Origin of the sequence: Nesterenkonia sp. F (genome assembly GCF_000220985.1) — a bacterium.
Taxonomy (GTDB): Bacteria; Actinomycetota; Actinomycetes; order Actinomycetales; family Micrococcaceae; genus Nesterenkonia.
The window spans coordinates 1-21,918 of the sequence record NZ_AFRW01000077.1; the positions used below are offsets into that span (position 1 = coordinate 1).

Annotated in this window: 19 protein-coding genes; 11 read left to right on the plus strand and 8 right to left on the minus strand. The window is 70.9% G+C overall.

Annotated elements, in window-relative coordinates; genetic code table 11:
• The 4 genes from GU5_RS14305 to GU5_RS0106110 all read right to left on the minus strand — a co-directional run.
• Positions 1 to 251 (minus strand): alpha-amylase family glycosyl hydrolase (locus GU5_RS14305; RefSeq protein ID WP_237704680.1); only part of this gene is annotated, 251 nt, incomplete at its 3' end.
• Between the two features lie 139 nt (positions 252 to 390).
• Positions 391 to 1,326, minus strand: coding sequence for a carbohydrate ABC transporter permease (locus GU5_RS0106100; protein ID WP_010524694.1), 936 nt, complete (start codon positions 1,324 to 1,326; stop codon positions 391 to 393).
• Positions 1,326 to 2,264 carry an ABC transporter permease subunit gene (locus GU5_RS0106105; RefSeq protein WP_010524695.1) on the minus strand — a complete coding sequence of 313 codons (939 nt, stop codon included), beginning with the start codon at positions 2,262 to 2,264 and terminating at the stop codon, positions 1,326 to 1,328. Before GU5_RS0106105 ends, GU5_RS0106100 begins: the two co-directional genes overlap by 1 nt.
• 13 nt (positions 2,265 to 2,277) lie before the next feature.
• Positions 2,278 to 3,555 carry an ABC transporter substrate-binding protein gene (locus tag GU5_RS0106110; protein WP_010524696.1) on the minus strand — a complete coding sequence of 426 codons (1,278 nt, stop codon included), beginning with the start codon at positions 3,553 to 3,555 and terminating at the stop codon, positions 2,278 to 2,280.
• Between the two features lie 209 nt (positions 3,556 to 3,764).
• Here GU5_RS0106110 and GU5_RS0106115 point away from each other — a divergent pair, with 209 nt between their 5' ends.
• From GU5_RS0106115 to GU5_RS0106145, 6 genes are all read left to right on the plus strand, one after another.
• Positions 3,765 to 5,048: an ROK family transcriptional regulator gene (locus GU5_RS0106115; protein WP_010524697.1), complete on the plus strand. Its 1,284-nt coding sequence runs from the start codon at positions 3,765 to 3,767 to the stop codon at positions 5,046 to 5,048.
• Positions 5,049 to 5,169: 121 nt separating this feature from the next.
• The gene (gene gcvH / locus GU5_RS0106120) at positions 5,170 to 5,556 is read left to right on the plus strand and encodes a glycine cleavage system protein GcvH (protein WP_010524698.1); all 387 of its coding nucleotides are present in this window, start codon (positions 5,170 to 5,172) and stop codon (positions 5,554 to 5,556) included.
• A 31-nt stretch (positions 5,557 to 5,587) separates the two neighbouring features.
• On the plus strand, positions 5,588 to 6,028 hold the full coding sequence (locus GU5_RS0106125; protein WP_010524699.1) for an FHA domain-containing protein: 441 nt from the start codon (positions 5,588 to 5,590) through the stop codon (positions 6,026 to 6,028).
• Between the two features lie 88 nt (positions 6,029 to 6,116).
• On the plus strand, positions 6,117 to 6,860 hold the full coding sequence (locus tag GU5_RS0106130; RefSeq protein ID WP_010524700.1) for a MerR family transcriptional regulator: 744 nt from the start codon (positions 6,117 to 6,119) through the stop codon (positions 6,858 to 6,860).
• A gap of 129 nt (positions 6,861 to 6,989) precedes the next feature.
• Positions 6,990 to 7,568: a bifunctional nuclease family protein gene (locus tag GU5_RS16280; RefSeq protein ID WP_010524701.1), complete on the plus strand. Its 579-nt coding sequence runs from the start codon at positions 6,990 to 6,992 to the stop codon at positions 7,566 to 7,568.
• Positions 7,569 to 7,853: 285 nt separating this feature from the next.
• Positions 7,854 to 8,492 (plus strand): MerR family transcriptional regulator, encoded by a 639-nt coding sequence (locus tag GU5_RS0106145; protein ID WP_010524702.1) that lies wholly within the window; start codon positions 7,854 to 7,856, stop codon positions 8,490 to 8,492.
• Positions 8,493 to 8,611: 119 nt separating this feature from the next.
• Here GU5_RS0106145 and GU5_RS0106150 read toward each other — a convergent pair whose 3' ends face one another.
• Both GU5_RS0106150 and GU5_RS0106155 read right to left on the minus strand, forming a co-directional pair.
• Positions 8,612 to 9,397 carry a ParA family protein gene (locus GU5_RS0106150; RefSeq protein WP_010524703.1) on the minus strand — a complete coding sequence of 262 codons (786 nt, stop codon included), beginning with the start codon at positions 9,395 to 9,397 and terminating at the stop codon, positions 8,612 to 8,614.
• A 191-nt stretch (positions 9,398 to 9,588) separates the two neighbouring features.
• Positions 9,589 to 9,918 (minus strand): putative quinol monooxygenase, encoded by a 330-nt coding sequence (locus GU5_RS0106155; RefSeq protein ID WP_010524704.1) that lies wholly within the window; start codon positions 9,916 to 9,918, stop codon positions 9,589 to 9,591.
• A gap of 206 nt (positions 9,919 to 10,124) precedes the next feature.
• Here GU5_RS0106155 and GU5_RS0106160 point away from each other — a divergent pair, with 206 nt between their 5' ends.
• Entirely contained in the window at positions 10,125 to 11,603 is a 1,479-nt protein-coding gene (locus GU5_RS0106160) for a mycothione reductase (protein WP_010524705.1), read from the plus strand.
• A 125-nt stretch (positions 11,604 to 11,728) separates the two neighbouring features.
• Positions 11,729 to 12,331 carry a DsbA family protein gene (locus GU5_RS0106165; protein WP_010524706.1) on the plus strand — a complete coding sequence of 201 codons (603 nt, stop codon included), beginning with the start codon at positions 11,729 to 11,731 and terminating at the stop codon, positions 12,329 to 12,331.
• Between the two features lie 229 nt (positions 12,332 to 12,560).
• Here GU5_RS0106165 and GU5_RS0106170 read toward each other — a convergent pair whose 3' ends face one another.
• Positions 12,561 to 13,325: an SDR family oxidoreductase gene (locus GU5_RS0106170; protein ID WP_010524707.1), complete on the minus strand. Its 765-nt coding sequence runs from the start codon at positions 13,323 to 13,325 to the stop codon at positions 12,561 to 12,563.
• 92 nt (positions 13,326 to 13,417) lie between these two features.
• On the opposite strand from GU5_RS0106170, the gene valS reads away from it, so the two are divergent.
• Together valS and GU5_RS0106180 are read left to right on the plus strand one after the other, a co-directional pair.
• On the plus strand, positions 13,418 to 16,090 hold the full coding sequence (gene valS / locus GU5_RS0106175; RefSeq protein ID WP_010524708.1) for a valine--tRNA ligase: 2,673 nt from the start codon (positions 13,418 to 13,420) through the stop codon (positions 16,088 to 16,090).
• Between the two features lie 256 nt (positions 16,091 to 16,346).
• Positions 16,347 to 17,246: a helix-turn-helix domain-containing protein gene (locus GU5_RS0106180; protein ID WP_010524709.1), complete on the plus strand. Its 900-nt coding sequence runs from the start codon at positions 16,347 to 16,349 to the stop codon at positions 17,244 to 17,246.
• A 152-nt stretch (positions 17,247 to 17,398) separates the two neighbouring features.
• Here GU5_RS0106180 and GU5_RS0106185 read toward each other — a convergent pair whose 3' ends face one another.
• A complete protein-coding gene (locus GU5_RS0106185; RefSeq protein ID WP_010524710.1) occupies positions 17,399 to 18,139 on the minus strand; it encodes an MgtC/SapB family protein in 741 nt (246 codons plus the stop codon).
• Positions 18,140 to 18,533: 394 nt separating this feature from the next.
• Between GU5_RS0106185 and ileS the strand changes: the two genes are divergently transcribed.
• A complete protein-coding gene (ileS, locus tag GU5_RS0106190; protein WP_010524711.1) occupies positions 18,534 to 21,863 on the plus strand; it encodes an isoleucine--tRNA ligase in 3,330 nt (1,109 codons plus the stop codon).
• Positions 21,864 to 21,918 lie beyond the last annotated feature (55 nt).

Below are 21,918 nucleotides of genomic sequence, written 5' to 3' on the forward strand. Positions count from 1 at the left end.
AAGTCTTCGAGCGTGCCGATCTTCGGGTCGACGTCGCGGTAGTCGTCGACGTCGTAGCCGCCGTCGGCCAGTGCGGAGGGGTAGAAGGGGCTGAGCCAGACGGCGTCGACGCCGAGTTCGCGCAGGTAGGGCACCCGGGAGGTGATGCCGGCCAGGTCGCCGATGCCGTTGCCGTCGGCGTCGGCGAAGGAGCGCGGGTAGATCTGGTAGACCGCCGCCTGGCGCCACCAGTCGGGGTCGACGCCGAGCAGCCGGGCGTCCGCGGAGGTCTCGGGGGAGTGCCCGGAAGGGGTCTCTCGGGAGATCTGCTGGGTCACGGGTGTTCCTCTCTGTCGTGTGTCGAGTCTAGGGGCGCCGCGGCGGAGGCCGGCGGCTCGGTGGGTCGGCCGGTCATTTCACCGCGCCCTGGGTCAGTCCGGACATCACCCAGCGCTGGGCCAGCACATAGGCGAGGATCGCCGGGGCCATCGCCATCAGATAGGAGGCGAAGGCGACGTGGTAGTCATTGCTGAATTGCTCCTGGAAGATGTTCTGCAGCACCGGCAGAGTCTGCTGGGTGGGATCCTCGATGATCATGGACGGCATCATGAAGTCGTTCCAGGCCTTGAGGACGGCGAAGATGCCGACCGTCGCGCTCATCGGTGCCATCAGCGGGAAGACGATGCGCCAGAACGTGCCCCAGGTGGACGCGCCGTCCATCCGGGCCGACTCCTCCAGCTCCTCGGGGAGCGAGCGGAGGAAGGCGGTGAACAGCAGCGTGGAGAAGGACAGCTGGAACATGATGTGCAGCAGCGCCACGCCCGCGGGGTTGGCGAGCCCGACCATGCCGGTGAGCTTGACCTGGGAGAGGGCCAGCACCGGGAACGGCAGGAACATCGCGGCCAGCAGATAGAAGAAGGACCACCGGTACAGCCGGCGATGCCAGTTGCGCGAGATCGCGTAGGAGGCCATCGCCGAGAGCACGATGGTCCCGACGACGGCGACGACGGTGATGCCCAGCGAGATCCCGAAGGCTCGGGGGAACTCGGTGAGCTCCCAGGCGGCGACGAAGCCCTCGACGCTCCACGGGGAGGGCAGGGAGAAGGCCTCGCCGTCGACGGCCTGAGAAGGCGTCTTGAACGCCATCGAGACGGTCACGTAGAAGGGCAGCAGAACCGTGAGCGAGCAGAGCACCAGCAGCAGGGTCCTGCTCCAGCTGGGGCGTGCTCGGCCGGCGGGGCGGCGCTTCGGGCGTCCGGCGGAGCCGGCGGCGCCGGACGCCCGCGGCGGTCCGTCTGCGACGCCGGGACGCGGCTGATCGGCGGTGGGGGCGGCGGGGAGTGTCATCAGACGCGGGCCTTTCCTCGGGTCAGTCGCAGCTGGACCAGGGCGATGGTCAGTGTGATCAGGAAGAAGATGGTCGCATTCGCCATCTGATAGGCGTAGTCGCCGTTCTGGAATCCGGAGAAGATCGCCATGGTGATCGACCGGGTCGCGGTGCCCGGCCCGCCGTCGGTCAGGCCGACGATGATGTCGTAGGCGCCCAGGAAGTCCTTGAAGCCCACGATCATGTTGATCAGCACGAAGCCCGAGATCAGCGGCAGAGTGATGGTCGTCAGCTGGCGCCGCGGCGTGGCGCCGTCGATGGAGGAGGCTTCGTAGAGATCCTTCGGGACGGTCAGCAGTCCGGCGGTGTAGATCAGCATCGCCTGGGGGATGGCCTGCCAGGCGGTCACCAGCACGATGGAGATCCAGGCGAGGTCGGGATTCACCAGGATCGACTGCTCCAGCGGGCCGATCCCCAGGGTCTGGGCGAGCGCGGGCAGCGGGTTGGTGAAGACGAACTGGAAGACATAGGCGATGATGATCTGCGAGACGACCATCGGCACCACGAAGATCGTCCGCAGCGCGGTGCGCGCTCGGATCGCACTCGTCAGGCCGAGGGCCAGAGCCAGCGCGACGACGTTGACGACCAGCACCGTGCACAGCGAGAAGCCGAGGGTGAAGCCGTAGGCGTGCAGGATCCCCGGGTCGGAGAAGAGGACCTGGTAGTTGTTCAGCCCGACGAAGTCGAACTCGCCGAAGCCGATCGAGTCGGTGAAGCTGTAGAAGATGCCCACTGCTGCCGGCAGCGTGATGCACAGGGTGAACAGCGCCACGGCGGGGAGCAGGAACAGCAGGTGAGTCCGGTCGCCGCGCGGGCGTCGGCGCGCCCGCGCCGGGCCCGTCCTCGCGGCGCCCGACGGGACGGAGCCCGTCCGGGGCTTCTCGACAGTCGTGGTCACGATGGTCCTCCTGTCATCGGCGGGCCCGGCGGGCCCAGTCCTCGTCGAGGGTGCGCAGCGTCGACTCGAGGTTCTGCCCGAGGACGATGGCCTGGAAGTAGTTCTCGTACGGGATGGTCTTCGGAATCGCCGTGGAGACCCCCTGGTAGAAGCGGGCGTCGTCGATGTAGCCCTGGATGTCCTTCAAGCGCGGATCGGCGGTCGGCGGGGCGTCGGCGCGGACGCCGAAGCCGTTGAGGGCCTTGTTGTACGGATCCGCGATCTCGGGGCGGATGAGGAACTCCAGCAGCTCGCTGGCCGGCTCCGGGGCCGAGGCCTGTTCGGGGATCCAGAGCGCGAGGTCCAGGTTCACCCGGACCCTGCGGTCGGCGGGATCCTCGGTCATCGGCAGCGGGAAGACGCCGACGGGGGCGTCCGGGTTGGTCTTCTCGATCTCGGCCAGCGCCCAGGGCCCCTGGAAGTACATGGCCGCCTCGCCGGTGGCGAAGGCGAGGTTGCCGTCGCCGTACCCGCGGCTGGCGGCCCCGGGCTGGGAGTAGGAGGCGATGGTGAGCATCTTCTCCAGCGGCTCGCGGAAGTTCCGGGAGAAGGAGACCTCGGCGTCCGGGCCGGCATCGGGCCCCAGCCCGCGCAGACGGGAGAAGAAGTCGGCGACGTCGATGCTGCCGCCGACGCTGTAGTCCACCAGTCCCTGGGCGATCGTCCACGGGTCGCGGAGGGTCGAGTACAGCGGGGTGACGCCGGCCTCCTGCAGCGTGTCGCAGACCTCCAGGAACTCCGAGTAGGTCGTGGGGACCTCGAGGTCGTGCTCGGCGAAGATCTCGCGGTTGTAGAGCACCGCGGCGCCCATCATGGAGTAGGGGATGACGCTGGTGCGACCGGGGTAGGTGGGGTACTGGTCCACCAGGTCCTGGACCGCCGGAGCGATGTTCGCCCGCTCGGCGACGTCGGAGAGGTTGGAGAGCGCTCCGCGCTCCTGGAAGCGGGCCATCTCCAGGTTGTAGTTCTGGCAGCCCAGATCCGGCGGGTTCGACCGGGCGAAGCCGGCGGAGAGCGTCGTGACGTTGGTGCTGTGCACCAGATCGAGGTCGCCGGGGTGCTCGGCCCGGAACGTGTCCAGGAGATCGCCGAAGTAGGAGATGGCCTCCGGCTTGGACTGGAGGAAGGTGACCTGGGGCGTGCCGGAGCCGATGCCGCCGACGCATCCGGTGAGTCCGGCCAGCGCGCCGGCTCCCAGTGCGCCCAGGACGGCTCGGCGGCCGACGGCGGTCTCTCGTGAGGTCTGTGCCATGCAGGGCCTCTTTCGTCGACGGGTCGCAGCTGCCCCTGGCTCCCGGAACGACGGACGGACGCCGATCGGCGGCGCCGGACTCCGACTGCTCTCGGTGTGTGTCGTGGAGCACACTGTATGTACAAGACCTAAATATAGACCCTAAATAAAGGTTGCGCAATAATGGTGGTGATGCGACCCACAGCGTTCCGCCTGCCCGAGGAGACTGCATGACCCCGCACACTGCCGATCGGGCCGCCTCCACCCAGCAGGTGCGCCGCTCCAATGCCCGTCGCGTCCTGGGGGCGATGTGGGAATCGGGGCCGGTCACCGCCGCCGAGCTGATGCACGCCACCGGCCTGACCCGGGCGACGGTGCTGGCGATCTGCAGGGACCTCGAGCAGCAGGGCTGGATCGCCGAGGCGTCCGACGCCAGGCCGTCCGGGGCCCGGGGCATCGGGCGGCCGGCGCTGCACTACGTCTTCCGTGCCGACGCCGGCCACGTCGTCGGCGTCGACGCCGGCCAGCACCGGATCTCGGCGGTCGTCGCCGACCTGCGCGGCCGCGAGGTCGGACGGGCCGAGCACACCAGCGCCGACCCCGAGGGCGAGGACCCCGTGCGACGGCGCGCTGAGATCCTCGCCGCCGTCGACGCGGCCCTCGCCGAGGCCGGCATCGCCGTCTCCGCGGTGCGGGCCGTGGTGCTCGGCATCCCCGCGCCCGTCGACGCCGCCGGGCGCTCGCCGGTCGGGCATCGGGACTACTGGCGACGGATGAACCCGGACCTCGCCACGCTCGGCGCCGACCGGGGGTGGACCCCGGTGGTGGAGAACGACGCGAACCTGGCCGCGCTGGCCGAGCTGGACGCGGAGTCCGACGCCGGGATCGATGCTGGGGTCGACGCCGGGACCGAGGCCGGTCACGCGGGACGGGCGGGACGCACGGAGGAGTCCTTCGCCGCGCTGCTCTCCGGAGAGCGATTCGGCTCCGGACTGGTGTTCCACGGTGAGCTGCTCCGTCAGGTGCACGGAGGTGTCGGCGAGATGGGCTTCCTGACCCTCGTCGACGGCGTCGGCAGGCCCCACGGCCTCGGCTGGATCGCCCGCGAGCTGGCCCGCGAGGGGCTGGAGGCCGGCCGGGGGAGCGGACCCGGGGGCCGGCTGCTGGGCGGGCGCGGCCCCGACGAGGTGCGCGCCGAGCATGTGCTGAGGGCCGCCGCCGAGGGAGAGGCGTTCGCAGTCGAGATCGTCGAGGAGCTCGGCGAGCGGCTGGCCCGCATCTGCGCGGTCCTGGGCGGACTCCTCGACCTGGACCGCGTCATCGTCTCCGGCGCCGTGGCGAGGGCGCTGGGGGACGTCGTCGCCGCGGCCCGGCGCAGGCTCCCGGCGCTGTTGGACGACCCTCGCGTGGAGATCGAGGCCTCGACGCTCGGCGGAGCCGCCGTCCGGCGCGGGGCGGTGCATCTGGCAGTCCGACAGGTGCGGGCCGCCGCCCCGGCCGACGACGCGGCATGACCTCGACGTCGTCGCCGTCGAGGGCCGACCTGCGAGGCGCGTCGTGTCGAGGTTCACGAGAGGGTGCTAAGTTGTCTGCTGACACCCGTCCGCCAGCCCGACGACGAGCGGAGCCTGCATCATGAGCACCATCCCCGCAGCCCTGAAGTACAGCGCCGAGCACGAGTGGATCGCGACGACGGACCGCGACGGCGTCGTGCGCGTGGGCATCACTGACTTCGCCCAGGAGGCGCTCGGCGACGTGGTCTACGTCGAGCACCCCGAGATCGGGCGCACTGCGACCGCCGGCGACGTCGTCGGCGAGGTCGAGTCGACGAAGTCGGTCTCCGACGTCTACGCCCCGGTCTCCGGCGAGGTCATCGCCGTCAACGAGGCGCTGGAGGCAGACCCCGGCGCCGTCAACGCCCAGCCCTACGACGGAGGCTGGCTCTTCGAGGTCCGGCTGGGCGAGGAATCCGGATTCGACGACCTGCTGTCCGCCGAGGACTACGAGAACCAAGTAGGCTAGAGGACAGCCGTCCACTCGAGAGGAGGCCGACGTGGCGAACACACCCGGTGCACGGGATGAAGGCGCGCGGAGCAGCGAGAGTACGAGCATCTCGCTGCCCCCGGCGGACGCCCGTCGGAGCGAGCCGCGCCTGACCGAGGAGGACCAGAAGGCGATCGCCGCGCTTCCGGACGACTCCGCTCTGCTGATCGCCCACGAGGGGCCGAACCAGGGGGCGCGCTTCCTGCTGGACACCGGGGAGACCACGGCCGGCCGGAACCCCGACGCCGAGATCTTCCTGGACGACGTCACCGTCTCGCGCAGCCACCTGGTGTTCCGCCGGCGGCAGGACGGGCGCTTCGAGCTCGAGGATCGGGGCAGCCTCAACGGCACCTACGTCAACCAGGACCGTGTGGACCGTCACCAGCTGTCCGTCGGCGACGAGGTCCAGATCGGCAAGTTCCGGCTCACCTTCTATTCGGGGCGGAGATGACGCGCCGAACGGCTTCGGCGCGTTAGGCTGTGGCCGACTGCTCTCCTTCCCCAGAGCTGAAAGAGGATGCGCCGTGAGTGTCTCACCCATGCCGAAGCCCAGACCGGAGGCCGATGCCGCCGACCCGGCGACCACGCATGTCTTCACCATCTCCGAGGTGCTGCGCGAGCTCCACGACGACTTCCCGGACCTCACCGCCTCGAAGCTGCGGTTCCTGGAGGAGCGCGACCTCGTGGAGCCCGCCCGGACCGCGTCGGGCTACCGGAAGTACTGTGCGGCCGACGTCGAGCGGCTGCGCTTCATCCTGGCGTTGCAGCGCGACCGGTACATGCCGCTGGACGTCATCAAGAAGACGATGGACGCCCTCGACGCCGGCGAGCAGCCGGAGGAGCTGCCCGACGCCGCGCCGGTCGGACCCCGCGAGGTCACCACGGAGATGGCCGAGCAGATCACCGGCCGGATCCGGCCGCTGACCCGCAAGGAGCTGCGGGCCCAGTCCGGCGCCACGCGCGGGATGCTCGACACGCTGGAGAAGTTCCGCATCATCCGCGCCGATGCCAAGGGCAACTACAGTCACCACGACCTCAAGGCGGTCAAGGCCGTCCGGGTGCTGGCGCGCTATGGTCTGGAGCCGAAGCACCTGGTCAACATCCGCCGCTCCGCGGACAACGAGCTGGACCTCATCGGCCGGGCCATGGCGCCGCATGCGGCGCGCAAGGATGCCGCGGCCCGGGCTCGGGTGGCCGAATCGTCGAAGGAGATGCTGCAGTCGCTGAAGGATCTGCGCGCCTCCATGATGGATTCGGCGGTGGAGTCGCTCGACAAGGACTGACCCGTCGCCGCGGCCGTGCCGTCCGACGTGCTCCCCGGGCGGGAAGGCAGGGGATCTGGACACCGTCGATGCGTCCGCGGGACGATGGCGGTGACGCGGGGAACCTCTGGCCGAGGGGAGGCGACACCCATGGACGGGCGACAGATCCAGCTGACAGTGGTCGGGGTGCGGCTCGAAGTCTCCTCGAACCAGCCCGTCGTGATGCTCCGCGGCGCCGAGCGGGGATATGAGCATCGCCACGTGGCCATCGTGATCGGCACCGCCGAGGCGACAGCGGTGTCCATGGCCCTCGAGGAGCGTCGGCCGCCGAGACCGATGACCCATGACCTGCTGGCCGCGACGCTGCAGGATCTCGCCGGCGGGGTGACCGGGATCGAGATCCACCTGCTGGACAGCAGCACCTACGCCGCGGAGATGCGCCTCGCGGACGGGCGGACGCTGGACGCCCGCGCGTCCGACGCCGTGGCGGTGGCCGTGCGCCTGGACGGCGTGCCGATCAGCATGCGCGAGGACACCCTGCGGGCCGTGGCGGTGACTCCGGGCGGGCCGGCGTCGTCGGAGACGGGTCATCAGGCCGAGCCGCCGCCGGGGGTGAGCCCGGAGGCGCGCGAGCTGGCGAAGAAGGGCCCCATCTCGGCCGAGGAGATCCGCGAGTTCCAGAAGTTTCTGGACGGAGCGGAGCCCGAGGACTTCGACAGCTCCTCCTGACCGCGCGAGTGCGTCTGACCAGGGGCGCGAGCGCCCGAGTCGTCGGGCCGCCCCAGCAGTCCCGCTTCGCGGTGACCTGTTCCTGCCGACGCGGCGAGGTGACCGCCCGCGACACGCCGGTGCTCCGCGGGCGGCAGGTCTTTGACCCGGCGGTGCGGCCGCTCTAACGTCGAGTCAGAAAGGTCTCCGCACGAATCGTCCCTGCTGCGCGGTCGCCATGTGCGGCCGGAGAACGCAGCGGCGGCTGAACTTCCCCCGGCGGGGCCGCACCGAGGAGGATGCCACGTGAGTCTTGACCCCCGCGCCGACCATCGTCGGACGCCCGCCGCGCGGTCCGATCAGGCTGACCACCAGTCCCAGGCCGCCCCGCAGGGGCGGCTGTTCGACGACGGTCTGCCCGATCTCGACGAGGAGCTCGGATACCGCGGCCCGGTCGCCTGTGCGGCGGCCGGCATCACCTACCGGCAGCTCGACTACTGGGCGCGCACCAAGCTCGTCCAGCCCACGTTGCGCAACGCCTCCGGCTCGGGCTCGGCGCGGCTGTACTCCTTCCGCGACATTCTCGTGCTGAAGGTGGTCAAGCGGCTCCTCGACACCGGCGTGTCGCTGCAGCAGATCCGCAGCGCCATCGACCATCTGCGGGAGCGCGGGGTCGAGGACCTGGCGCAGATCACCCTGATGTCCGACGGCGCCTCGGTCTATGAGTGCACCTCCGCCGACGAGGTCATCGACCTGGTGCAGGGCGGACAGGGCGTCTTCGGCATCGCCGTGGGCCGCGTGTGGCGCGAGGTCGAGGGGAGCCTCGCCGAGCTGCCTCGCGAACGGTCCGAGACCGAGGAGGACGCCCGCCCGGAGCTGGCCGCCTTCGCTCAGGAGGACGAGCTGGCGCAGCTGCGCGCGCGCCGGCGGTCCGAGGCCTCCTGACCAGTCTCGTCGAGCGGCTGCTCGACGCCCCTCCTCCTGGCATGACGCAGGGCCCGCCGGATATCCGGCGGGCCCTGCGTCGTGCGGGGCGGTCGCGGGGAGGACCGCGGGGCCCGGGGTCAGACGAGCTGGCGCAGCAGCTGGTCGAAGGAGCGGGCCAGATCGCGGGCCTGGTCTCCAGGCCACTGGTGGACCGGGTAGGCCGCTCCCTGGATCTGCTGCCAGTAGGCGTTCTCCTCCAGCACCGGCAGCATGAGCTTGTCCTGGTAGAGGCGCTCCATCTCCAGCAGCCGGTACTCATGCTCGGTGGAGTCGGCGCGGGCCCGGTTGACCACGACGCCGGCCGAGGTCAGCTGCGGGGCGAACTCATTGGAGAACATCCGGATCGCGCGCATGGTGCGCTCCGTGCCGGCCACGGAGAAGAGGCTCGGCTCGGCGACCAGCAGCACCTGGTGGGAGGCCGTCCAGGCGATGCGCGTCAGCCCGGCCAGCGAGGGCGGGCAGTCCACCAGGACCAGGTCGTAGTCGGTGAGCCCGGTGAGCAGCGTGCGCAGGCGCTTCATGTCGCGGGGCCGCAGATCCGGGCGGTCGTAGGTGGCGGCCATCGCCGAACCGACGACGACGTCGAGCCGCGCCGACTGGCGCATCGGCTCGGGGATCAGGTCGAGCCAGCCCGAGCGCACCACATGCTCCTCCACGCGCGTGCGCCGGGCGTCCTTCAGCAACTGGCCCGCCTCGGTGCCGGCGCCGCGGGAGACGGCGAGGCCGGTGGTCGAATCGGCGTGCGGATCGAGGTCGATCACCAACGTCCGCACACCGCGCTGCAGGGCGGCCGAAGCCAGACCCATGGTCACGGAGGTCTTGCCGACCCCGCCTTTCAAGCTGGACACGCTCAAGATCTGCACCCCTCCATCATAGGGGCGGCGGACGCCGGCGTCCTGCTGTGACGTTCCTGGGCGAGGCGGCGGGCGTCATCCCGCTGACCTGGGCGCATGATGAGACCTGCGGTGTGCGGCACCGGGCTGGTCGCTCCCTCCGGCCCCGGCCCGCCCGCGGCGCGGTGGGACCGGGGCGGAGGGAGGCGGCCCCCGGCCGGTCAGTCCACCTGCAGCTCGCCCATGGCCTCCCAGTCCTCGCCCTGGATCGGACGGGAGATGATCTTCGGGGTGGCGGCCAGCGCCTGGTGCATCGGCCCGCCCTCGGCGGTGGCCTTCTGGAAGTGGTCGCTGGTGACGTGCGCCTCGGCGGCGTCGTCGTCGAAGGCTTCGACCAGCACGTACTCGTTCGGGTCCTCCAGGCTGCGCGACCAGTCGAACCACTTGTTGCCCGGCTCGGCACGGGTGGCCTCGGTGAACTCGCGGACGATCTCCGGCCACTCCTCGGCATGCTCGGGCTTGACCGGGAACTTCACGACGATGAAGATCATGGGACTCTCCTTCTCCTGGACAGATGGGCCGAGGGCCGTCGCGGCCTCGTCGGCGTCGTCGTGCCTCGGGCGCGCCGAGGCCGGGGACCACTCTGGCACTGCTGGCCGCCGATCGCCACAGGCACGGGCGCAGCAACAGTCTCCGGACCCGGTGGCGGCCGTCCGGCGCCGCGACGTGAGGCGAGGCAGAGGCATAGGATGAGTCCATGAGCACTGCACCGCGCTCCTCCGCCGGTTCCTCCGCGCCGTCGACGCTGACCCCCGAGCTGGCCATCATCGGCTCCGGCTCCGGGAACTCGCTGATCACCCCGTTCTGGGACGACAAGCACGTCGTCCTCGCCGAGAAGGGCCTCGGGCCCGACGCGGTCTTCGGCGGCACCTGCCTGAACGTCGGCTGCATCCCCACCAAGATGTTCGTCCGCCCGGCCGAGATCGCCCGCGGGCCGGAAGAGGCCGCGCGCCTCGACGTCGTCCAGCGCACCGAGTCGGTGGACTGGCCGGCGATGCGCGATCGCATCTTCTCCCGCGTCGACGCCATCTCCGCCGGCGGGCGCCGGTACCGCGACGAGGAGCTGGAGAACGTCGATCTGCTCTCCGAGAAGGTCCGGCTGACCGGGCCGCGCTCCTTCGTCGGCGAGTCGGGCACCCAGGTCGACGCCGAGCGTCTCGTCCTCGCCGCCGGTTCGCGACCGATCCTGCCGAACATTCCGGGGATGGACCTTCCGCAGGTCCACACCTCGGACACTGTCATGCGGCTCGAGCAGCAGCCGCGGCGCGTGCTGATCGTCGGCTCGGGCTTCGTCGCCTGCGAGTTCGCCGCGATCTTCTCCGGGCTGGGCAGCGAGGTCGTCCAGCTCGCCCGGACCGAGCGGCTGATGCGCACCGCCGACGACGAGATCTCCGTCGCCTTCACCTCCGAAGCCGCCCGGCACTGGCGGCTGCGGACCTCGACGTCGCTGGAGTCGGTGGCCGCTGCCGGCGACGGCGCGGCGGCGACGGCGCGGCTGCGGGACGCCGAGGGGACGGTCGAGGACCTCGACGTCGACGTCGTGCTGGTGGCGATCGGCCGCCGGCCGAACACCGACCTGATCGGCGCCTCCGAGGCGGGGCTGGACCTGCACGACGACGGCCGGCTGGTCGTCGACGCCCACCAGCGCGTGGTGGCCGACGGCGAGCCGGTCGAGGGCGTCTACGCGCTCGGCGACATCTCCTCCGACCACCAGCTCAAGCACGTCGCCAACCATCAGGCCCGCGTGGTCGCGCACAACCTCGAGCACCCCGGAGACCTGCGTCGCTCGCGGACGGAGGCGGTCCCCTCGGCGGTGTTCACCCACCCGGAGCTGGCCCAGGTCGGCCTCACCGAACCCGAGGCCGTCGCGGCGATCGGCAGTGAGAACGTCACCACCAAGGTCCAGGACTACGGCGACACCGCCTACGGATGGGCGATGGAGGACCAGGTCGGCCTCTACAAGGTCATCGCCGACCGCCGCGACGGTCGGCTGCTGGGAGCCCATGTGATGGGCCACCAGGCCTCGCTGCTCATCCAGCCGGTCGTCCAGGCGATGAGCTTCGGCCAGGACGCCCACACCGCCGCCCGGGGGCAGTACTGGATCCATCCGGCGCTGATGGAGGTCGCCGAGAACGCCCTGCTGGGCCTGGACGTGCCGGTCGGGGAGGAGCTGTAGGAGCATCCGGCCCGGTGCGTCGCGAGGCAGGAATGCCGTCGCGTGCGGGGTGGTTGCGCCGGACGGGGCCGCTGATCACTCTGAACGACCCCGGCCCCGCACCATCATCCCGAGAGGAGCCGAGCATGGCTGAGCGCGTTGATTTCTGGTTCGATCCCCTGTGCCCCTTCGCCTGGGCGACGTCGCGGTGGATCCGCGAGGTGGCCGAGGTCCGCGACATCGAGGTCGTGTGGCACGTGATGAGCCTCGGCGTGCTGAACGAGGACGAGAACCCTTCGCCCGCCGAGGACGACGAGCAGCTGGCGCGCTGGATCCCGTCCCGGGCGGCGACCGCCGTGGAGCTGAAGTACGGCAAGGACGAGGTCGGCGCTTTCTACACCGCCGTGGGCACCGAGATCCACAACAACGGCAACAAGGACTTCGCCGACGCCGTCGCCAAGGCGCTGCGCGAGCTGGACCTGGACCTCGACCTGCTCGAGCAGGCGAAGACCGACGTCAACGACGAGACGATGCGCGCCTCGCACCAGGACGGGATCTCGCGCGTCGGCCAGGACGTCGGCACCCCGGTCGTCGCCTTCCGCGGCACCGCGTTCTTCGGCCCGGTGATCACCCGCATCCCGCGCGGCGAGGAGGCCGGGACGCTCTTCGACGCCTCCGTCGAGCTGGCGAAGTACCCGTACTTCTTCGAGCTCAAGCGCAGCCGCACGGAGAAGCCGGTCTTCGACTGAGCCTCTCTTCCTGCTTCCGACGACGGGCCGAGGCCCGACCCTCCTCCTTTGCTCCGGCGCAGGCGCCGTCGCCACAAGGGATCCTCCGGGGTCGGGCCTCGGCCCGTCTCGTGCCGGCTCACCACTCGGCTTCCCACCGTTCAGCTCCCCTCGCTCGCAGAAAGCCTGGGGGTGGTGAAGGAGGAGTCGAGCCTGAGCCGTCCGGAGGCGATCCAGTCCTGGCCCAGTCTCAGTCCCGCCGGATGACCTTGTGCTGGGCCGCCTGGGCGACTGGGCGGACCACGACCTGGTCCAGGTTGACGTGGTGGGGCAGGTTGACCGCGTGGGCGATGACCTCGGCGACGTCGTCGGCGGTCAGCGGCTTCTCCACGCCCCGGTAGACCGCCTCGGCGGCCGCGGCGTCGCCGCGCAGGCGCTTCGCGGTGAACTCCTCGGTGTGCACCATGCCGGGCAGCACCTCGACCACGCGGACGTTGTGCTCGGCCTCCTCCAGGCGCAGCGCGCCGGTCAGCGCGTGCTGGCCGGACTTCGCGGCGTTGTAGCCGCCCCCGCCCTCATAGGCCACCTGCGCCGCCGTCGAGGTCAGGTTCAGCACGGTGCCCTCGCCGTGCTCGCGCAGCATCGGCAGGAAGGCCCGGGTCATCTGCAGCGTGCCCAGCACGTTGGTCCGATACATCCACTCCCAGTCCTCGACGCGCCCCTCGGCGATCGAGTCGACGCCGAGCGCCCCGCCGGCGACGTTGATGAGCGTGTCGATGCCGCCCTCCTCGGCGACCCGGTGCAGCGCCTGGTCGACCTGCTCGGCGTCGGCGACGTCGCAGACCAGCGGGATGATGCCCTCCTGCTCGGCGAGCAGCTCGAGCTTCTCCGCGCGGCGGGCGACGGCGAAGACCCGCCAGCCGTCGGTGGTGAGGCGGTGGGCGGTGGCGGCGCCGATGCCGGAGGAGGCGCCGGTGACCAGGGCGCTGCGGGACTCGTGGGGGGACTGGATCATGGGCACCAGAGTAGTGAGCCGTGCGGTCGACCACCATGGGACTCGGCGACTCGGCGCGAAGATGACGGCGCCGTCGTGGAAGAATGGGCGGCATGGCTGAACAGAACTTGGGCACAGACACGCCCGACTCCGCGACCATCGACGCAGAGAACGCCCCGACCGCCGCGCCGCGCGTGCCGCAGGTGCCGGACAAGCCGGCCCTGGAGGGCCTGGAGGAGAAGCTCTCCGCGCAGTGGGAGGCCGAGCAGCTGCACCGCTTCGAGGAGCACACCGAGCGTTCGGCCGTGTACTCCATCGACACTCCGCCGCCGACGGCGTCGGGCTCGCTGCACGTCGGCCACATGTTCTCCTACACCCAGACCGACGTGCTGGCCCGCTTCCAGCGGATGAACGGCAAGAACGTCTTCTATCCGCTGGGCTGGGACGACAACGGACTCCCCACCGAGCGCCGCGTGCAGAACTACTACGGCGTGCGCTGCGACCCGTCCATCGCCTACGACCCGGACTACACGCCGCCGGAGAAGCCCGCGAAGAACCAGCGCGACTGGGACGTCATCTCCCGGCGCAACTTCATCGAGCTCTGCGAGGAGCTCGCCGTCCAGGATGAGAAGGTCTTCGAGGACCTGTTCACCCGGCTGGGCCTCTCGGTCGACTGGCGTCAGACCTACCGCACGATCGACGACGACTCCCGAGCGACCTCGCAGCGCGCCTTCCTGCGCGACGTCCGCGGCGGCAACGCCTACACCGCCGAGGCGCCGACGCTGTGGGACATCACCTTCCGCACCGCCGTCGCCCAGGCCGAGCTCGAGGCCAAGGAGCGGCCCGGCGCCTACCACCGCTACGCCTTCACCGCCGCCGAGACCGGCGAGAAGGTCTTCATCGAGACCACGCGCCCGGAGCTGCTGCCCTCCTGCGTGGCCCTGGTGGCCCACCCCGACGACGAGCGCTACCAGCACCTCTTCGGCTCCACCGTCGTCTCGCCGCTCTTCGGCGTCGAGGTCGAGGTGCGCTCGCACCACCTGGCCGACCCCGAGAAGGGCTCCGGCCTCGCGATGATCTGCACCTTCGGTGACATGACCGACGTGACGTGGTGGCGTGAACTGGATCTTCCCACCCGCACGGTCATCGGCCGTGAGGGTCGTTTCAGCCGGGAGATCCCGGAGTGGATCACCTCCGAGCAGGGACGGACGAACTACGAGCAGCTCGCCGGCAAGACCGTCCACTCGGCCAAGGAGGCCGTGGTGGAGATGCTCCGCGCCGAGGACCTGCTCGACGGCGAGCCCGAGCCGATCACCCACGCGGTGCACTTCTACGAGAAGGGCGACAAGCCGCTGGAGGTCGTCACCTCCCGACAGTGGTACATCCGCAACGGCGGCCGCGACGGCGACCGGCGCGAGGCGCTGCTGGCCCGCGGCCGCGAGCTGGACTGGCACCCGGGCTTCATGCGCTCGCGCTACGAGAACTGGGTCGAGGGCCTCAACGGCGACTGGCTGGTCTCCCGCCAGCGCTTCTTCGGCGTGCCGATCCCGGTCTGGTACCGGCTCGACGCCGACGGCGAGCCCGACTACGCGGACCCGATCCTTCCCGAGGAGGAGCAGCTGCCGGTGGATCCGGCCGCCGAGCCGGCTCCCGGCTTCGAGGAGGCGGCGCGCGGCGTGCCCGGCGGCTTCACCGGCGACCCGGACGTCCTCGACACCTGGGCGACGTCGTCGCTGACGCCGCAGATCGCCGGGCGCTGGGGCCGCGACGAGGACTTCTTCGCCTCGGTGTTCCCCTACGACCTGCGTCCGCAGGGCCACGACATCATCCGGACCTGGCTGTTCTCCACCGTGGTCCGCTCCGACGCCCTGCACGACTCGCTGCCCTGGACCGACACCGCGATCTCCGGCTGGATCCTGGACCCGGACCGGAAGAAGATGTCGAAGTCCAAGGGCAACGTCGTCGTCCCCACCGACGTGCTCGACCAGTTCGGCTCCGACGCGGTGCGCTACTGGGCCGCCTCGGCGAAGCTCGGCGCCGACACCGCCTACGAGGTCGCCCAGATGAAGATCGGGCGACGGCTGGCGATCAAGCTGCTCAACGCCTCGAAGTTCGCGCTGAACCTCGGGGCGACCGAGGCCCACGTGCTGGCCGGGCCGGACTCGGCCGAGCGTCTCGTCGAGCCGCTGGACCGGGCGTTGATCGCCGAGCTGCGCGCCGTCGTCGACCAGGCCGGCCAGGCGTACCGCAACTACGACTACGCCCGGGCGCTGCAGGTGGTGGAGGCCTTCTTCTGGCGCTTCACCGACGACTACGTCGAGCTGGTCAAGGACCGTGCCTACGGCTCGCGCGGCGAGCGGATCCAGGACTCGGTGCTGGTGGCGCTGGCCACCACGCTGGACGCGGTGCTGCGGCTCTTCGCCCCGGTGCTGCCCTTCGTCACCGACGAGGTGTGGCGCTGGTGGCGGGCCGGATCGGTGCACCAGGCCTCCTGGCCGGCCGAGGAGTCGCTGCGCGAGGGCGCCGGCGAGGCCGCGCTGCTGCCGGCGGTCGCGGAGGTGCTCGCCGGCATTCGGCGGGCGAAGTCCGAGGCGAAGGTCAAGCAGCGCACCGAGGTGCTGGACGCGACGATCGCCGGTCCGCAGTCCGCGCTGGACCATGTCGAGGCGGCGTTGGGCGACATCCGGGCGGCGACCCGCTCCTCGGAGCTGTCGCTGGTCGTCGAGGAGGAGGCCGAGGGACTGCGCGTCGAGGACGTGCGGCTGGCCGACCCCGAGGAGTCCTGAGCGCCCCGCACTGTCGGGGCGGCTGATCGACTGGGAGGGCCCCGTCCGCCGTCGGAGGTCGGATCCGCCGTGCCGAGGCGCGGAGATCCGGCTCCGGCGGCGGGCGGGGCCCTGTTCGTGCCGGAGGGTCCTGCCCGGACCCGACCGGAGCCGGCATCGATCATCGGACCTCGCCGGCCGCGCCCGGCCGAGCATGGAGGTGTCAGAAGGAACGCAGGGCGGGGAAGACGAATCCCCCGCGGGAAGGTGGATCGCGGTGGAGCTGTGGAACCGGGCGATCGAGGAGATCGAGCAGCGGGTCGCCGACGGCGCGGCCGGGAGCGGCGACGGCGTCGTCGACGTCGGCTCCCTGGCACGTACGACGCTGACCTCCGAGCATCACTTCCGTCGTCTGTTCACCGTGCTGGCGGGCATGCCGGTCTCCGAGTACGTCCGGCGACGTCGGCTCACCGTCGCGGCAGCCGACGTCGTCGCCGGTCGTGAAGCTCTCCAGGACATCGCGATCCGCTTCGGCTATGACTCCGCCGACGCCTTCAGTCGTGCGTTCCGCGCAGTGCACGGACTCTCGCCCTCGCAGGCCCGGGCCTCCGGGGCCGGCCTGCGATCGCAGGCTCCGCTGCGCGTCACCCTGAGTGTGGAAGGAGCAGAACCGATGACCTATCGCCTCGTGGAGCAGGATGCCTTCACCCTCGTCGGACGTCGCCGCCGGATGGCGATCGTCGCCCGGGGAGCCAATCCGGAGATCGAGCGACTCCGGGAAGAGCTGGGACTCGACGTCCTCCGGGACATCAGCGCCCGGTCGACCCGCGAACCGAGTCGGCTCCTGACGGTGAGCACCGACTTCGTCGAAGGCCGTGAGGACGGCGCGTCCTTCGAGTTCTGGTTCGCCGCCGCCGTCGACGGCGCGCCCGACGAGCTCGACTCCGGCGAGCATGAGACGCGGGCGGTGCCGGCGGCGACCTGGCTGGTGCTCTCCTCGGAGGGCCCCGCGGTGGAACAGGTCCAGCAGCTCTGGCCGCAGGCCTACGGCGAGTGGTTTCCGGCGAACCCCTACCGGCCGGTCGACGGGCCCGAACTGGTCGCCCCGGTGCTCGACGAGGCTGGGGGAGTCGAGCGCTACGAGCTCTGGCTGCCGGTGGAGCCGGCGAGCTCCTGAGTCCGTCGACCCGCCGACCGCTCACTGCCGCCCGCCTGTCGTAGGGCTGTGAGATGTCGTAGCGCTATAGCACGACGACATCTCACAGCCCTACGATGAACGCTCGGGGAGCGGGGAGCGGGGAGCGGGGGGACCGCGAACGCCCCCGGGCTTCATTCCTCCTCGTCGTCGGAGATCTGCCGCACCTCGAGCACACCGTCGACGGCGGCCAGCCGCTCGAAGAGCGCGTCGCCGCCGGTGTGCTGCGGCCGGCTGAAGCGCATCGTCGCCTCCACCACGCGGGTCGGGCCGTCCTCGCGTTCCCGGCCGGCGCCGTCGGCGTCGTCCAGCCGTCGGGTGCGCGTCAGCGAGGCCTCGAAGCCCATCTCCGAGGCGGTGGCAAGCACGTCGCGCAGCACGCCGCGTCCGTCCTGATAGCGGACTGTGCACAGCCGCGCCAGATCCCGATGGGGCAGGCGGCGCACCGCCACGTGCAGCACGGTCACCGTCAGCAGGTGCAGCCCGACGGCCAGCGCGGCGATCAGCGGCATCCCGGCGCCGCAGGCCATGCCGACGGCCGCGGTCACCCAGATCGAGGCGGCCGTGGTCAGTCCGGAGATGATGGTGCGGCGGACGAAGATCACCCCGGCGCCGAGGAAGCCGATGCCGGTGACGATCTGCGCGGCGATGCGCGAGGGGTCGAGGACGACGTCGTCGCCCAGGACGTGGTCGAAGCCGTAGGCCGAGACCAGGGTGAACAGCGCCGAGCCGAGGCCCACCAGGATGTGGGTGCGTGCCCCGGCGGTCTTCTGCCGGACCTCGCGCTCCAGCCCGATGAGCCCGGAGAGCACGAAGGCGAAGACCAGCAGGGTGGCCTCGGTGGCCAGCGAGTCCGAGATCCAGGTGATCTCCACGCCGGACTCCTCCCTCCGCGTCGGGGCCGGATGCCCCCACGCTAGCCCGGCGATGACTCCGTGGAAACGGTGGGAATGCCGCCGCTTTCCCACGTGTTCCACGGAGTCATCGCCGGCGACTCCGGTTCTTCCGGATCGTCGCGCACGCGCTAGAATGGCACCCAGCAGCGACGACCCGGCCATCACCGGCGAGCTTCCGGAGGAACGGGCCCTCGAGCGGGGCCTCAGTAGAACCGGACGGGCATGCCCGTCACAGCAGTCATGGAGCGGTCCGTCCCAGGACGGACAAGCGAGGTGGTACCGCGTCGGCGGGCGCGTGGGATGCGAACCCACGGGACGACGGCGTCCTCGTGAGGACCCAGCGACCAGTGCAGCGACCCTCAGGACGGACTCCATGACCGAGCAGAACCCCACTCCTGTGTACCCCCGCGCGACCGCGGGCGACGCCGACGGCACCGTCGCGGCCTCGCCGAGCTTCCCGGCCGTCGAGGAGCGCGTGCTGGCCGACTGGCGCGACGACGACACCTTCCGCGCCTCGGTCGAGAACCGCGCCGCGGAGGTCGACGGCGAGCCCAACGAGTTCGTCTTCTACGACGGCCCGCCCTTCGCCAACGGCCTGCCGCACTACGGCCACCTGCTCACCGGCTATGTGAAGGACCTGGTCGCCCGCTACCAGACCCAGCGCGGCCGCCGCGTCGAGCGCCGCTTCGGCTGGGACACCCACGGGCTGCCCGCCGAGCTGGAGGCGATGAAGCAGCTGGGGATCACCGACAAGGCCGAGATCGAGGCCATGGGGATCGACACCTTCAACGACGCCTGCCGCGCCTCGGTGCTGCGCTACACCGCCGAGTGGGAGGACTACGTCACCCGCCAGGCCCGCTGGGTGGACTTCGAGCACGACTACAAGACGCTCAACGTCGAGTACATGGAGTCGGTCGTCTGGGCGTTCAAGCAGCTCCACGAGAAGGGCCTGACCTACCAGGGCTTCCGCGTGCTGCCCTACTGCTGGCAGGACGAGACCCCGCTGTCCAACCACGAGCTGCGCATGGACGACGAGGTCTACCAGGAGCGCCAGGACCCCTCGGTGACGGTCACCTTCCCGATCACCGGCGGCGGGACCCACGGCGACGCGCTGCGCGGGGTCAACCTGCTGGCCTGGACCACCACGCCCTGGACGCTGCCGACCAACTTCTCGGTCGCCGTCGGTCCGGAGATCGAGTACGTCGTCGTCGAGGCTCCGGCCGACGGCCCGCTGCCGGGCCGCCATCTGCTCGGCGCGGATCTGGTGGGCGCCTACGCGAAGGACCTGGGCTTCGTCGACGGCGACGACCACAGCGCCGCCGAGGCCGCCTCCGCCGCCGTCGTCGCCCGCTACCAGGGCTCCGAGCTGGCCGGCATTGGGTATCGGCCGCTGTGGCGCTACTACGCCGACACCGAGGCGTGGGGCACCGAGAACGCCTTCCGCGTGCTCGTCGAGGACTACGTGACCACCTCCGACGGCACCGGCCTGGTCCACCAGGCCTCGGCCTTCGGCGAGGAGGACCAGCGCTCCAGCGAGGAGGCCGGCATCCCGGTCATCCTCTCCATCGACGACGGCGCGAAGTTCCTGCCGCTGTTCGCCGAGCCCACGCCCGACGGCGACGCGCCGCTGGCCGACATCGCCGGGGTGCAGGTCTTCGAGGCCAATCGCACGATCATCAACGTGCTCAAGGCCGAGGGCCGGCTGGTCCGCGAGAAGTCCCACGTGCACTCCTACCCGCACTGCTGGCGCTGCCGCACCCCGCTGATCTACAAGGCGGTCACCTCCTGGTACGTGGCCGTCACCCAGGTCAAGGACCGGATGCTCGAGCTCAACGAGCAGATCAACTGGATCCCGTCCCATGTGAAGCACGGCCAGTTCGGCCGGTGGCTGGAGAACGCCCGCGACTGGTCGATCTCGCGCAACCGCTACTGGGGCAGCCCGATCCCGGTGTGGGTCTCCGACGACCCGGAGCACCCGCGCACCGAGGTCCACGGCTCGCTGGAGGAGATGAAGGAGGCCTTCGGCGACTACCCGCGCAACGCCGAGGGCGAGCCGGACCTGCACCGGCCGTGGGTCGATCAGCTGACCCGTCCGAACCCCGACGACCCGACCGGGCGCTCGACGATGCGCCGGGTGCCCGACGTCCTCGACGTCTGGTTCGACTCCGGCTCGATGCAGTTCGCCCAGGTGCACTATCCCTTCGAGAACCGCGAGTGGTTCGAACAGGGTCACCACCCGGCGGACTTCATCGTCGAGTACGTCGGCCAGACCCGCGGATGGTTCTACACCATGCACATCCTGGCCACCGCACTCTTCGACCGTCCGGCGTTCACCAATGTGATCAGCCACGGCATCGTGCTGGGCTCCGACGGACAGAAGATGTCGAAGTCGCTGAAGAACTACCCGGACGTCAACGAGGTCTTCGACCGCGACGGCTCCGACGCGATGCGCTGGTTCCTGATGTCCAGCCCCATCCTGCGCGGCGGGAATCTGGTGGTCACCGAGGAGGGCATCCGCGAGGGCGTGCGCCAGGTGCTGCTGCCGATGTGGAACGCCTGGCACTTCTTCACCCTCTACGCCAACACGGCGAACGACGGCGCCGGCCACCGGGCGGCCACGGTCACCGCCGAGGACGTGCGCGGCGGAGAGGTGCAGAATCCGCTGGACCGCTACATCCTCGCCGCGCTCGGCGATCTGGTCCGACGCGCCACCGAGGCTCTGGACGCCTACGACGTCTCGGCCGCCTGCGAAGCGCTGCGCGGCTTCTGCGACACGCTGACCAACTGGTACATCCGCCGGTCGCGGCAGCGCTTCTACGAGGAGGACCTCGCCGCCTACGACGTGCTGCACACGGTGCTCGAGACCCTCGCCCGGGTCGCGGCCCCGCTGCTGCCGCTGACCGCCGAGGAGATCTGGCGCGGTCTGACCGGCGGCCGCTCGGTCCACCTGAGCGACTGGCCGGAGGTCGCCGTCCAGCTGCGCGACGACCGCGCCGTGGAGCTGATGGAGACCACCCGGGCGATCTGCTCGGCCGGCTCCTCGCTGCGCAAGCAGGCCGGACTGCGCGTCCGTCAGCCGCTGGCGCAGCTGACCGTCGTCGTCCCCGACGCCGCCGCACTGGAGGGCACGCATCGGCGGATCATCGCCGAGGAGCTCAACATCAAGGACGTCACGCTGCTGGAGGCCTCCGAGGTCTCGGCCGCCGACTGGGGCATCGGCCGCCAGCTGGTGGTCAACGCCCGGGCGGCCGGCCCGCGCCTGGGCAAGGGGGTGCAGCAGGCCATCCAGGGCGCCAAGGCCGGGGACTGGCAGATGCATGACGGCGTCGTCGTCGCCGGCGGTCTCGAGCTCGCGGAGGGCGAGTACACGCTGACCACCACAGTCTCCGACGAGCTCTCCGATGCGGCGGTCACCGTCCTCGACGCCGTCGACGGCTTCCTGGTGCTGGACACCTCGCTGACCGGTCAGCTGCTGGCCGAGGGCACCGCCCGCGACGTCGTCCGCTCGGTCCAGCAGGCGCGCAAGGACGCCGACCTGGACGTCTCCGACCGTATCCGCACCACGATCACCGCCGACGAGCGGACCGTGGCGGCAGTGCGTGCCCACGAGGAGCTGGTGACCTCCGAGACCCTGACCGCCGAGCTGCAGCTGATCGCCGACGACGCCGCCGGCGAGCCGCTGGTGACCGTCGCGGCGGTCTGACCCGCTGCGAGGCCCAGCACGAGGCCCAGCACGAGGCCCAGCACGAGGCCCAGCA